The sequence below is a fragment of the Sunxiuqinia sp. sy24 genome, assembly GCF_052677165.1.
Genome location: NZ_JBQYLH010000004.1, coordinates 38,843 through 51,978 on the forward strand (window position 1 = coordinate 38,843; position 13,136 = coordinate 51,978).

Below are 13,136 nucleotides of genomic sequence, written 5' to 3' on the forward strand. Positions count from 1 at the left end.
TAATTATTTCATTGATAAAACTAAATAAAATGGAAAACACAAAACTAAAAAATCAACATGAAAGATTATATTATATCGACTGGCTAAGAGTATTGGCCTTTGGTCTGCTGTTTATTTTTCATTCAGCAAGATTTTTCGATGATTATGGATGGCATGTAAAGAATGATGAGCATAGTATGCTGGCAAATATTCTGGTAGGATTCACTCATGGCTGGCGCATGCATCTTATTTTCTTTATTTCCGGTGTAGGCACGTATTTCGCGTTAAAATCCCGCAATGGAGCATTTATAAAAGACCGGTTTACCAGACTCATCGTTCCTTACCTTTTTGGGGTCGTTTTATTGGTTCCGCCTCAGAAATATTACGAATTTCTTTACAATAATTGGTTTACCGGCCGTTTTTTAGAGTTCATTAAGGGATATCCTATGGGACTAATGGAACACCATCCGGGTATAAGCCTGGAATGGACAGGACATTTAGGCTTACATATCTGGTACCTGGCATTTCTTTTTGTGATGACACTAGCCTACCTGCCTTTGGTAAAAGCTATTGCTAAACCCAATTTTCTTAGAAAGTCGTTAACGTTCTTCTCCCGAAATTTTATAGGCCTGTTTGTCTTTATTCTTCCAGTAATTCTGACGGAAGCCTGGTTGAGGCCAACGCATGGGGATTATCTTAGTTGGGCTGATTTCTTCCAATACAGCATGTTCTTCCTGGTGGGGTACTTTTTTATGGTATTTGATAATTACAGAAGCCTGGTAAAAAAATATACTTACCTGTTTCTTGTATTAGGTGCTGCCTCTTCATGGTATATTTTTACCCATTCACTGGAGATAAATCAGGGAGAAACGATGATGACTTCTATAATTCATGCAGGCATTCGCATTACTTCTTCCTATTCCTGGGTGCTGTTCTTCTTTGGATTAAGTCAGCGTAAACTGAATTTCTACCATAAACACTTAAGCAGTCTTAACAATGGCATTCTTCCGTTCTATATATTGCATCAGACAGTAATCATTTTGATAGGTTTTTACATAGTATCCTTCGACTTGAGCATTTTATTTAAATTTCTGATTATCCTTTCTACTTCATTAGTTTCTACCATTCTCCTGTATCAGGCTATTAAAAGAAACAATGTATTGCGATTTGTCTTTGGAATGAAAACACCACTAAAAAAAAAGATATCATGAACAATCATCAATCCAGATCATTTTCAGGGATGATTGTTTATGCTCACTCCACCATTACTTTGATTCAGAAATAAACATAAAATTAAATACGATGAAAAATCATAAGACTGAGCGAACGGCTCGCCAGAAAGCAAAACAAAAAGTTGAATTTAAAATTCACATGATAGCATACATCGTGGTAAATTCGTTACTCGCAATTATTAACCTAACCTTTACTCCTGGATATTTATGGTTTATATGGCCTCTTTTAGGATGGGGAGTAGGAATAGTTTTACATAGAAGAGAGTTTAAATTACCCCCAAAACAAAGCTGGATGGATCGGTTAATTGAAAAAGAGATGGAGAAACATTAATCAAACACAAATGAGAAACTAGTAAAATCAGCAATTATGGCAACTAAGATCAGCGAAACATACTGGAGTCAGTTTTCCTCCGATTTTGAAGAAAAACAAAGTTTTGTGGCCGGTAAAGAAGTAATTTCTTTAACCATGGACGAATTATCAAAAGAGCAAAACCTGGGAAATGTGTTGGAACTGGGATGTGGGACCGGATTATATACCGAAACCTTACAACAGATTTCAGAAGAAATTACAGCAACAGATTTTTCTGAAGAAATGATTAAGGCAGCTAACCAAAAAAGGGGAGATCTTGATCATATTACTTTCATGCAGGCAAATGCGTTAGATTTACATTTCGAAAAAGAAAGTTTTGACACGGTATTTATGGCAAATCTTATCCACGTCATTGAAGACCCGGAAAAGGTCATTAAGGAGAGTTGCCGAGTGCTAAAGAACGGAGGGCAAATCATTATTACCTCATTTGCCATGGATCAAATGAGATTCTTCAACAGAATATCACTTGCAATGCGATATCTAAAAGCATTTGGGAAACCATCTAAAGAATCGGTAAAAGAAAAAACACCAAAAGAAAGAATTGAAAACTTATTGATTAATAATGGTTTCAAAATTTCTAAAAGCAAGGTTTTAGGGCATAAGGAAAAAGCTGTTTATATGACCGGAATTAAAAAGTCAAAACAAATATTAAGATAATGGAAACTAAATTCAGAAAAAGCCCTCCCATATGCCTGTTCATTTCAATTGGCAGATTATTGATCGGGAAATTAAGGTTGTCAAAACATTACCTTAAGGATACAGTAAAAATGGAGGATGGTCAGGAATTCAAAATTTTTAGGCATATTACTGATTATCCTGTTAAAGAAATTGAACAAGCTGTCACATTTATCGTTCGGTTCAAGTTTGCCCGATTATCACACAATGCAAACAGGTTTGCTTCAATAATCCCCATGTTGCTAATCACCGGCTTTCCGGGCTTTCAAACCAAAATGTACGCAGTAAATAAAAAAAATGGCCATTGGCAAGGGATGTATCAGTGGAAAACCCAAAAACACCTTGAAAACTATTTGGAATCATTTGTATATAAAATGATGAATAAACGAGTCATAAATGAAACGATAAAAACTTTTCAATATGAGAACAAATCTTTGGATAATTTTATTAAAAAGAGAATTAGAAACAAATAACGAACGCACAAATGGCAAGTAGTTGAGAGTATGTTTCAGTCCACTTCCACAACCATCCCTTCGCTCTCAGGCACATGCCACAAACGCTGCAAGCCAACCCACACGCCAAACTTGCGGCAAGAGCCTTCAAGCCCGTCTCGCTCCAACGCACGGATAGAGCAACAGTGCATAAATGAACAGATTAGTTATGACTAAAACAGGCCAGCGTACAATCGAGTAGACGGCTGACGGACTAATAGTCCGCCAGTGCGCCTCTCATATACTCTAATATAAAACCAAATTTTCAAGCCACTTTTTCTGAGAAGCTGTTCTTATTATTTCTTTCTCTGGGATCCAAACAGATATAGTCTTGCTTATAAGGTGTTTTATTCTTTACAACGCTGTAGATTGTCCGTAATAGCTTATTCGAAATATTATTCATTATCAAATAATAGGGCTTTCCTTTAAGCATCTTCTTTCGAAAATACAATTGATACTCTTTGTTGTGTTGGACTGCTGACTTCGCCCCCATAAAAAATAAGGATTTTAACTTCTTGTCGGCAAATGGGCTGGTTTTACTCTTAGCAACCATCTTGCCTGAAGATTGAGGGAAAGGACAAACCCCGGCATAAGAAGAAGCTTTGCGTGCCGTATCGATTTGCTCAAAATTCCCTGTTTTGATCAAAAGGTCAGTGGCGATCACTAGACCGACTCCTTTTACACTTCGGGCCAACTCATAGTTTTCCCTCATGCGATCGTCCGATTGTATAATAATCTCGATTTCCTGTTCAATCACTTTGATTTCCTCGTCTAAAACATCCAACATTGTCCAAATATGTCGATGGGCATGAATGCTTTGATGTGGTCGATGAAAATGACCTTTTTCAGTCGTCTGTAGTCCCTTCCGTTCCTTTACTAATTGTGCGCGTAAAGCATACAATTGTTGAAGTTCTGACATGCTTTCATCATCAGCTGTGACGAAGGTTAGTTTATGAGTAAATCACTCCCCATATTCGCGAATTCTCCGAGAATCAATCGGATCTGATTCGCCTTTGACCATTCCAAAACTATGCTTAATCGTATAGCCTGAAACAAGTGCAATCCGAATATTCATCAGGGTACATAGATAAATCAACATCTCTCCATAAACGCCTGTATGCTCAGCACACAAAACGCAGTCGTCGGGAAGGGTCATTAAAAATTTGGAAATTGCACCCAAACTAATATTCACTTGTTTGTTCTTTGCTTTTCCATTGAGTCCGATAAAGTTAACATCAAACTTTTCCATTGATAAATCAATTCCATATACTTGCATAAACATTTTGATTTATGCTCCGCATTGAGTGGCTAACATCGTGATAATGGGTTCTGCCCTAAATACTCTCTGGCTTTTACTCAATAAAGCTGCTGTCCTTAACATGAGAGTTAGATTTTATCTAACACCACCGCAAAGTTAGCGCAGCAGATGAAGCTTTTTTTCAAAGGTATCGATCACGATTAATTTTATCTTTGAACTCCTCTGAGTACAAACTAACGACACCACCCAGCGTACGCGAGCTCCGCTCCTCCCTTTCACCTTAAATATCCACCGGACATTTAAATCTCAGGCACATATACGGCGGTTCGTTAAGTCATCGGAAACAAAATCGTACTAGGTTTAATTTGATTGTAGCGTTCCTGTAAAAGAATGTAACCCCGCTTTTTCAATCGATCAATTGTAACTGTAGTCCCCAGAATCGGGCTTTGAGCAATACGCCAACCACCCATTCTCGACCGGCTCCATTGATAGGCTTGTCCCTGTCCAACCCCAATCGGATCAGGTTTTTCCTTTTCCGTTCCCATCCCTGCAAGCTGGCTCCTCCTTAAATTTGTCCACCGGACAAATTCTTAACAGTCGGTCCTGTGCTTGCTTATCCGACCTCATAGCCTCATATCAACCGCTTTACTCTTCTCTCATCAATGATCCACCGAATCATTGGTTTTCTACGAAAACTACATTCATTCACTGTTCGTCAGCACCGGGGTTTGTTGTGGTATTTGCTCATTAATCAATCACAAATAACCTTCACTGCATGGGTCACGGTAAACCAGCTTGACACTTGCTAACGGTTCGAGGCGTTACCCCCCGCCCGTATGGGACTTACACCCTATGGAATGAAAACTCAGATTCCACAGGGTAAACCCTCTGGAGTAATTTCATGCATCACACGACCATTTAACACTAAAAATTTGTATTTTAATCATTTTTTCAGAGCTTTCAGTAGTGTGTGCACATGCTCATGCTGGGCACACACAAACAATATAGGTCATTTGGTCGATAGGACTAAATTTGAAAATGAAGGGATTGATAGGTAGATATTTCAAAATACCAAACGCACCATAGCCAAACCGTTACCAACTATAAAAAAAAACAGACATGATGTATAAAAACCATATTTTGACCTTATTGATTACGCTAATTGCTTATTCGTTTGGCTATTCTCAAGAACAAATATTATATAAGCAAATTAATTCGACTAAATTATTTATGGAAGTACATTATCCTGAAGCTATTAGCGCTGAGAACAAATATCCAGCGATAGTTTTCTTTTTTGGAGGTGGCTGGATAGGGGGCAATATCAAACAATTTGAACCACACGCAAAATATTTCTCTAAAAGAGGAATGGTTTGTTTTCTTGTTGATTACAGAGTAAAAATTCGACAGGAAACCACACCGTTTGAGTCTTTAAAAGATGCCAAATCAGCTATACGGTTTATTAGAGAAGCAGCAGACGAATTCCATATTGATACTTCAAAGATTGTTGCATCTGGTGGTTCTGCAGGAGGACATCTGGCAGCAGCTACAGCATTAATAAATGATTACAATGAAAAAACCGATAATATGTCGGCAAGCTGTATTCCTAATGCCTTGGTGCTTTTTAATCCTGTTATTGATAATGGGGCAGGTGGCTATGGCTATGATAGAATTGGTGATGACTACAAAAGCTTTTCGCCTCTTCACAATATAAAAAGTGGAGCACCACCAACAATAATATTTTTGGGAACAAATGATAATCTAATACCAGTAGAAACTGCTAAATATTATCAAAAAATAATGGAGAAAGTTAAAAGTAGATGTGAGCTTTACTTATATGAAAATCAGGGGCACGGATTTTTTAATTATCAGAATTTCGAATATTATAAGAAAACAGTTTCTGAAGCCAACAAGTTTCTACAATCACTTGGATATTTAAATAAGGAACCAATAATAGAGATAGAACAATAACAGTTGGTAATCGAATAGCCCGCCCCGCTAGCATACACTAGCAGGGAGAGGCTTTCACACCACCCAGCGTACGCGAGCTCCGCTCCTCCCTTTCACCTTAAATGTCCACCGGACATTTAAATCTCAGGCACATATACGGCGGTTCGTTAAGTCATAGGAAATAAAACCGTACTTGGTTTAATTTGATTATAGAATTCCTGTAAAGGAATGTAACCCCGCTTTTTCAATCGATCAATTGTAATTGTAGTCCCCAGAATCGGGCTTTGAGCAATACGCCAACCACCCATTCTCGACCGGCTCCATTGATAGGCTTGTCCCTGTCCAACCCCAATCGGATCAGGTTTTTCCTTTTCCGTTCCCATCCCTGCAAGCTGGCTCCTCCTTTAATTTGTCCACCGGACAAATTCTTAACAGTCGGTCCTGTGCTTGCTTATCCGACCTCATAGCCTCATATCAACCGCTTTACTCTTCTCTCATCAATGATCCACCGAATCATTGGTTTTCTGCGAAAACTACATTCATTCACTGTTCGTCAGTACTGGGGTTTGTTGTGGTATTTGCTCATTAATCAATCACAAATAACCTTCACTGCATGGGGCACGGTAAACCAGCTTGACACTTGCTAACGGTTCGAGGCGTTACCCCCCCCGTATGGGACTTACACCCTATGGAATGAAAACTCAGATTCCACAGGGTAAACCCTCTGGAATAATTTCATGCATCACACGACCATTTAACACCGAAAATTTGTATTTTCAACATTTTCCCAGAGCTTTCAGTAGTGTGCACTGAGGGCACACAAATTGTAAATTACATTGCGGGTTCGGCAGTAAATTCAAGGTTTGTAGCCCGCATTAAGTTCGGTGTAACATGACAGGGAAACAACTCGCAATTGGCTACTATTCATAGTACCAACCGTTGGCAGCAAGCGAAGTAACAACCCAAAAGGGGTTTAATTAAGAATAAAACATGCAGACATTTATACACTACTTTTTACATTTAGGATTTCCATTTTTTATCGCATACGTATTTTTCAGAAAAGATTGGAAGAAAGTCTATTTGATATTGCTTGCTACAATGTTGGTTGATTTAGACCATTTGCTTGCCACGCCAATTTTTCAAGCAAATAGATGTAGCATAAATTTTCACTTTTTGCATACGTACTATGCTATGATAGTGTATGTGGTACTGCTCTTTTTTCGCAAACCGTTCAACATAATTGGGATAGGACTTTTATTCCATATGCTGACAGATTTTATAGACTGTATGATGATGTATTCTAGTTGCAAAGACTGCTTTTCAGACTCACCAGCAATAGAACTTCTATCCACAGTTTCAAATGCATTAGGAATTTAAAAGGAACAAATGAAAGAGCACATTTAAAGCTGAATATTAAGCACGTGAAATAGAAATGCCAGCTGCCAAGCGCGCAGCCCGCCCCACTCGCAAACACCAGCAGAGAGAGCCTCTCCCACTACCCTACGTACGCAATTTGCTCCTCTCTTTCGTTTCGTGGGTTGAACCCTCTGAAATAATTTCGCACGACAGTTTACTTCCTGCCACTTAAAATTTGCATTCCAACTATTTTTTCAAAACCTTTCAGTAGTGTGTGCACATGCTCATGCTGGGCACACACCATATCGTTCATTGCGCGCTGGCTTTTGAGTAGATGTAATTATCGGAAACTTGGTTAAGGAAATTAAATTTAGTGGCGTTAAATGAAAAACCGCAACGTCGCCATGTACGTAAACGCTATTTACGATGGTAGGCTAAACAGTAATGAAGTAATATATCGAGAGTTAATCAAACTCTCACAAGAGCAGAGATAATAAACGAAAGAAAAAACAAAGAAGAATCTGAAGCAAACGATAGGTGAAATTTCGGATCAAATCAATCAATGGAAGGCAAAAATGATTCGCTAAAAACGCTATTCGAGCTAAATACGAGGAGACACTCAAGTCTTAATTTTAATTTGTAATATAGTGGGTTATATAGATACAATTATGAGCGATAGAATTTTATGAAAAAACTACTTTTTTTCTGGAATGAATTGAAGAACACTTTCTGGTTTGTCCCTATCCTGATAATTCTTCTTTCAATCCTGCTGGCAATTGGATTTGTTTATACCGACCAAATCGCGAAGTTCTCCCGAACTGGCTTGGGACGCTTCTTTTTTGTAAATAGTATCGATTCAGCCCGTAGTATATTATCGACTATATCAGGTGCCATGATTGGTGTTGCAGGGACTGTTTTTTCGGTTACACTTGTAGCATTAACCCTGGCTTCGTCTCAATTAGGCCCCAGACTGATTAGAAACTTTATGTATGTAAGGCTTAATCAAATTGTACTGGGCTCGTATATTTCAACTTATTTGTATTGCCTTATTGTTTTAAATTCCATCCATCAAAACAGCGATTATACCTTCATACCGTCTCTTTCCATTTTGGTGGCGATTATTGCCGCAATTGCCAATATTATTCTTCTTATTGTTTTTATCCATCAAATTGCTGTAAGCATTCAGGCTGACAAAGTCATCTCAGATGTTTCCATTTCCATTTCAAAACAAGTCAAACTATTATTCCCCGATAAAATGGGTGATGACACCGATGCTGAAAAGGTTTTAAATGTTGATGCCGTTCTATCGAAATATTCGAATATAATTTCTGTGAAATGCCCCCAAAGCGGTTACCTTCAATATATCGACGGCGAATCATTGTTGAAGATGATGACAAATTCAGAGGCATTATTTGAATTAAATTACCGGCCAGGAGACTATCTGGTTGAAGGTATTGAGATTGGAAAATTGTACACCAATGAAAAAATGGAAAAAGAAGAAGTAGCAAAAATTCTGTTCCAATTTGTAATTGGGAAAACAAAAAATTCCCAACAAGACCTTGAATTCTCGATCCATCAAATGGTTGAGATTGCATCACGGGCGCTTTCACCCGGAATTAATGACCCTTATACAGCAATAACCTGTATCGATAATTTAACAGCAACAGTGTGTTACCTTGCTCAGGCAAAATTTCCTTCAAAATACCGGATTGACGATAAAAAAGAACTAAGGATAATTGCAGATACCATCGATTTCGAAGGTGTTTTAGATGCTTCGTTCAATCAGATTCGACAGTTTTCGGCAGGAAGCACAGCTGTGATAATCAGACTAATGGAAGTTTTACTGATTATTCATGAATTTGCTACAAAAGAAAATTATAAAAAGGCTATTGTAAAACATGTAAAGATGACTTTAAATGTTGGCAAACAATCTATTAAAGAAGAGAATGACCTGGAAGACTTAATTGAAAGGTCTAAAAAAATTATGATCGAATGAAGCGACACAGACTCCAGTCAATTGGAATGCCGCTAACACAGGAGTAATTACAACACCTTAGCTGGCTGGCTGAATATTCTGGTTAACCCGGAAAAAATTCGTTGGGTCGTATTTCTTTTTGATCTTTGCCAGCCGGTCATAATTGTAACGGTAGCTTGCCTTTACACGTTCCTGCCCTTCATCCATCATAAAGTTCGAATACGCGCCTCCCAGGGAGTACGGGTGCAAGGCTTCCCAGTAATCTTTACACCATTTGATAATGGTGTCGTTATTGGCCGGATTGGTCTCAATACCGACAATAACGCCGGCATATTTGGCATTTCGATAAGCCCAGGGGGTGGCGTCCTTACCCACCCGGGCGGCAACACCGCTAATTGGATACATATGCATTTGGGATAAAGGAGTTGGAATGTGAGAACCAAATTTCAGGTGCTGACTTCTCAGCTCCGGCCCCAGCTCATCAAAGAAATCGGCCCGCCAATACCATTGCATGCCGGAAGGTAGCAAACCATCAAACATGGTCTGAATGGCTGGGTACGGCATTTCCCCCAGATGCTCAAAAAGAGGATTCATGGCCAAAACAGGTTCAAACATGGCTTTCGCCTTGTTCATATCGCCAACATAGCACCACACGATGCCACAGAATTGTTTTCCATGCAAATGGTCGGGGAATGGAGGCCCGGGAATGATCATCGTTGCAACAAAACCATTGAGCTCATCAGGAGCTGAATGAATAAACTCATGATACCAAGTCATAATCTCTTCGGTCTTTTCAATAGGCCACAAGGTGGGACCTCCAAAAACCGTTTTTACCGGATGCCCCTGAAATAGAAATGAGGTGACAATTCCGAAGTTACCACCACCGCCACGAATAGCCCAGAACAGGTCTTCGTGCTGATGTGCATTCACCGTTACGAATGAGCCATCGGCCAACACCATATCGGCTTCCAGCAGGTTATCAATCGTGAGTCCGTACTTTCGCGACAGATGACCAACGCCACCCCCAAGGGTAAGGCCTCCAACGCCCGTTGTTGAGATAATTCCGGCAGGAACAGCCAATCCGAACGGATGGGTGGCATGATCGACTTCACCCCACAGGTTTCCACCTCCTACACGAACAGTATTGTCCTCAACATTAACCCGCACATACTTTATTCCGGATAGATCAATTACCAATCCATCATCGCACAAGCCCAAGCCACCTGCATTGTGACCCCCACCTCTCACAGAGACCAACAATTGGTTCTCCCGGCAAAAGTTAACCGAATATATCACATCGGCAACATCCACACATTTTACAAAAAGACCGGGATGCTTATCAATCATTCCGTTAAAAACCTTGCGTGTTTCCTCGTAAGAAGAGTCCTCAGGATGTATAACTTCACCCCTGATTCCGGCCGTAAATTCATCAATTAAGGCCGATTCTAAATCATTGACATGACGTAACATATTCTATTTCTTTTAAAATTAATTAACTGCTGTTCGATCAAACGAAATATTCACTTTCTTTTCAAGTAGATTCAGAAGTTCACCAAGCCGTCAACCAGCCTTAAATCCGTGAAGTTAAAAGCTTATTGGGCAATGATCATGTCTTTCAATGACCATAAAATAGATAGTACATCTTTTTGAGTTTCCTCATCAATCTTATGCTTCTTTAGTACATCAACAATATCATCCATCGTATGCATATATTCCGCAGGACTAATATTCATTCCCCGATGCGTTGTTGACATATCGCGGCCACTGTATTTTACTGGTCCCCCACTCCCTTCGCTAAAAAAGTGAACACTGTGATTCTTTATCTCATCCAGTTTTCCGGGTGTTTCCAGGTAAGGACGAAACCGGGCAGAAATAGCTGGGTTGTGCATATGTGCTTCAACGGCATCATCAACAATCTGTGTAATCCCTTCGGTGCCACCTAATCGTTCAAATAAACTTTTACTCATAATACTTATTCTTTTGGATTGATATTTAGATCGCCATATTGGCTTTGATTGAAGTCGAGCCTAGAAGTCACTGTCCTCAGAACAAAGTGTGCAAATAGGAAATCATGCCTGTTTATTCAAAGGTACAACTGCTTGATGGCAGCGAACTAACACATTTAACCCAAATATAAATACATTTAGGTCTTTTATTGCTCTTGTAAATGAGTTGCGTTTTAACCGACCAGTTGATGCTGGTAGTCGGATGGCGATAAGCCATATTTTTTATGAAAACACTTCGCAAAATAGGACGGGCTATTGAAGCCGGTTTCGTAAGCGATTTCGGAGATATTTCCGCTTTGCTGGTTGATCAGACTCAGCGCCTTGTTTAAGCGGTACTCCCTGATGAAATTATTGGGCGACATGCCTGTCAATGAAACCATGCGGCGGTACAATTGCGACCGGCTATAGCCCAAATGTTTTCCAAGATCATCGACATGCAGATCCTGGTTTTGCCAGGTTTCCTCGATGTAGTTCATTAACTGATCTAAAAACTTTTCATCCATCGAACTCAACACCACAAACAGATCGACATCAACCGGAACATTCAAATTTTCGCTTCGGTACAGTTTTTTAACTTCATGCGCAACCACAATTTTGGTGTTCGAAATATAAAACATCCGCTCGGCAGCCTGGATGGCCTCTTCAAAAAAGCTTTTATCTTCAGTTACCGGCACACCCACACTGATCCCGGTTTTTAACCTTGCTTTTGCGCAATGAGCGGTATCACTCCACGCTTCAAACTGGCTTTGCACTTCAATAGCGCACCAAACCGCCTGCGAAACAGACTCAAAGGAAACGACAAAGCGATTTCTCTTTTGTCGGGCAATACTACCATCAAAGCGGCTAAAAATATCTTCAAGCGAGTGCAAACAGCTTGCGGGGCCCTTTTCTTCATGACTCCACCTGCTATCATCCATGAATGTTTCATCAAATCCGGTTACCATAATCGCCCGAAATGCGGGATCGGCTATTATATTCAGCTCAAAATCCGGCAATTGCTCCGGGTCTTTAATCCGACCAAGAAACGACTCCACCACATCGGTATCAACCTCAATAATTTGATTGGGAATATCGCCATGCGCTTCATTGTGCATATCAATAATGTGTTGTTCTGAAGGCGCTTCAATCAGGCAAAAAGCCATTTTCCGGTGTTCATCAAACCAATAGGTTAGTGCCCGGCAAGCAAACTGGGTCTGAATTTCTAAATCCTGCTGATGCAGGCGAGCAACAGCTTCGGCAGTTACCTGATCCGATACATCGTGACGATCCATAAAAATAGGCATAAGACAAGTATTAAAGGTTGCATTTCTTCTTACATGTACTTTATACCGTATTTAAAAGGAATTTGTTTTAGATGGGGCCCCATACTGGATGTCGGAAAGTTGGCTGGCTCATGGATGAGAACAGGGGAGACCAAATATTTACAGGAAGTTTTGGGTGATGAATACCCCTCATCTGAAATTGTTGTCATGAGCTACTAGGACCTACCCATGAGCGAAATCACTGCTCTTGCGAGCTTTCTTCCTGGCAGCTAGAGCATATTTTACGTGCCAGGGCAGCAACAACAACAAAGCTAAGGCCCAGAACCAAGCGGTATTCAGCAAGCGGATTTTCAGGAATCAGCTTGGTTAAGGAAACCACCAGCGCCAGAAAAATAACAACCAACACTGCCATTAACAAGTTTCGAAAGGTCTTACGTCGTTTGTTATTCATCATCATTCAATTCTTTATTCAATTTCGTTTGCATATAGCCGGATGAAAACAAAGAGCGGCTGCTAACCACCGCTCTTTGTCTCTATTTTTTGGTATCAATTTTCTATTTAAAAGAAACTTGAAAACGAACTCGC

Annotated in this window: 16 protein-coding genes; 7 read left to right on the forward strand and 9 right to left on the reverse strand. The window is 39.8% G+C overall.

Annotated elements, in window-relative coordinates:
* Nucleotides 1–29 precede the first annotated feature (29 nt).
* From ACUNWA_RS05140 to ACUNWA_RS05155, 4 genes are all read left to right on the forward strand, one after another.
* On the forward strand, nucleotides 30–1,190 hold the full coding sequence (locus ACUNWA_RS05140; RefSeq protein ID WP_445590814.1) for an acyltransferase family protein: 1,161 nt from the start codon (nucleotides 30–32) through the stop codon (nucleotides 1,188–1,190).
* A 91-nt stretch (nucleotides 1,191–1,281) separates the two neighbouring features.
* Nucleotides 1,282–1,542: a 2TM domain-containing protein gene (locus ACUNWA_RS05145; protein ID WP_445590815.1), complete on the forward strand. Its 261-nt coding sequence runs from the start codon at nucleotides 1,282–1,284 to the stop codon at nucleotides 1,540–1,542.
* Nucleotides 1,543–1,578: 36 nt separating this feature from the next.
* Nucleotides 1,579–2,238 (forward strand): class I SAM-dependent methyltransferase, encoded by a 660-nt coding sequence (locus tag ACUNWA_RS05150; protein WP_445590816.1) that lies wholly within the window; start codon nucleotides 1,579–1,581, stop codon nucleotides 2,236–2,238.
* Nucleotides 2,238–2,729, forward strand: a complete 492-nt coding sequence (locus ACUNWA_RS05155) for a hypothetical protein (protein WP_445590817.1) — start codon at nucleotides 2,238–2,240, stop codon at nucleotides 2,727–2,729. Before ACUNWA_RS05150 ends, ACUNWA_RS05155 begins: the two co-directional genes overlap by 1 nt.
* Nucleotides 2,730–2,764: 35 nt before the next feature.
* Here the strand turns inward: ACUNWA_RS05155 and ACUNWA_RS05160 are convergent, their stop codons facing one another.
* From ACUNWA_RS05160 to ACUNWA_RS05175, 4 genes are all read right to left on the reverse strand, one after another.
* Complete coding sequence (locus tag ACUNWA_RS05160) at nucleotides 2,765–2,899, reverse strand: hypothetical protein (RefSeq protein WP_445590818.1); 135 nt, start codon at nucleotides 2,897–2,899, stop codon at nucleotides 2,765–2,767.
* A 113-nt stretch (nucleotides 2,900–3,012) separates the two neighbouring features.
* Nucleotides 3,013–3,666 carry a transposase gene (locus tag ACUNWA_RS05165; protein ID WP_445590819.1) on the reverse strand — a complete coding sequence of 218 codons (654 nt, stop codon included), beginning with the start codon at nucleotides 3,664–3,666 and terminating at the stop codon, nucleotides 3,013–3,015.
* Nucleotides 3,667–3,708: 42 nt separating this feature from the next.
* Entirely contained in the window at nucleotides 3,709–4,023 is a 315-nt protein-coding gene (locus tag ACUNWA_RS05170) for a hypothetical protein (protein WP_445590820.1), read from the reverse strand.
* A 311-nt stretch (nucleotides 4,024–4,334) separates the two neighbouring features.
* A complete protein-coding gene (locus tag ACUNWA_RS05175) occupies nucleotides 4,335–4,550 on the reverse strand; it encodes a hypothetical protein (protein WP_445590821.1) in 216 nt (71 codons plus the stop codon).
* Nucleotides 4,551–5,124: 574 nt separating this feature from the next.
* On the opposite strand from ACUNWA_RS05175, the gene ACUNWA_RS05180 reads away from it, so the two are divergent.
* A complete protein-coding gene (locus tag ACUNWA_RS05180; protein WP_445590822.1) occupies nucleotides 5,125–5,973 on the forward strand; it encodes an alpha/beta hydrolase in 849 nt (282 codons plus the stop codon).
* 146 nt (nucleotides 5,974–6,119) lie between these two features.
* Here the strand turns inward: ACUNWA_RS05180 and ACUNWA_RS05185 are convergent, their stop codons facing one another.
* Nucleotides 6,120–6,335, reverse strand: coding sequence for a hypothetical protein (locus tag ACUNWA_RS05185; protein WP_445590823.1), 216 nt, complete (start codon nucleotides 6,333–6,335; stop codon nucleotides 6,120–6,122).
* 607 nt (nucleotides 6,336–6,942) lie between these two features.
* On the opposite strand from ACUNWA_RS05185, the gene ACUNWA_RS05190 reads away from it, so the two are divergent.
* A complete protein-coding gene (locus ACUNWA_RS05190) occupies nucleotides 6,943–7,329 on the forward strand; it encodes a DUF6122 family protein (RefSeq protein ID WP_445590824.1) in 387 nt (128 codons plus the stop codon).
* A gap of 664 nt (nucleotides 7,330–7,993) precedes the next feature.
* Complete coding sequence (locus ACUNWA_RS05195; protein WP_445590825.1) at nucleotides 7,994–9,304, forward strand: DUF2254 domain-containing protein; 1,311 nt, start codon at nucleotides 7,994–7,996, stop codon at nucleotides 9,302–9,304.
* Between the two features lie 57 nt (nucleotides 9,305–9,361).
* Here the strand turns inward: ACUNWA_RS05195 and ACUNWA_RS05200 are convergent, their stop codons facing one another.
* From ACUNWA_RS05200 to ACUNWA_RS05215, 4 genes are all read right to left on the reverse strand, one after another.
* Nucleotides 9,362–10,753, reverse strand: a complete 1,392-nt coding sequence (locus ACUNWA_RS05200; RefSeq protein WP_445590826.1) for an FAD-binding oxidoreductase — start codon at nucleotides 10,751–10,753, stop codon at nucleotides 9,362–9,364.
* A 122-nt stretch (nucleotides 10,754–10,875) separates the two neighbouring features.
* Nucleotides 10,876–11,250: a group I truncated hemoglobin gene (locus ACUNWA_RS05205; protein WP_445590827.1), complete on the reverse strand. Its 375-nt coding sequence runs from the start codon at nucleotides 11,248–11,250 to the stop codon at nucleotides 10,876–10,878.
* A 212-nt stretch (nucleotides 11,251–11,462) separates the two neighbouring features.
* A complete protein-coding gene (locus ACUNWA_RS05210) occupies nucleotides 11,463–12,572 on the reverse strand; it encodes a nickel-binding protein (protein ID WP_445590828.1) in 1,110 nt (369 codons plus the stop codon).
* A 217-nt stretch (nucleotides 12,573–12,789) separates the two neighbouring features.
* Nucleotides 12,790–13,008: a hypothetical protein gene (locus ACUNWA_RS05215; protein WP_445590829.1), complete on the reverse strand. Its 219-nt coding sequence runs from the start codon at nucleotides 13,006–13,008 to the stop codon at nucleotides 12,790–12,792.
* Nucleotides 13,009–13,136: the final 128 nt, after the last annotated feature.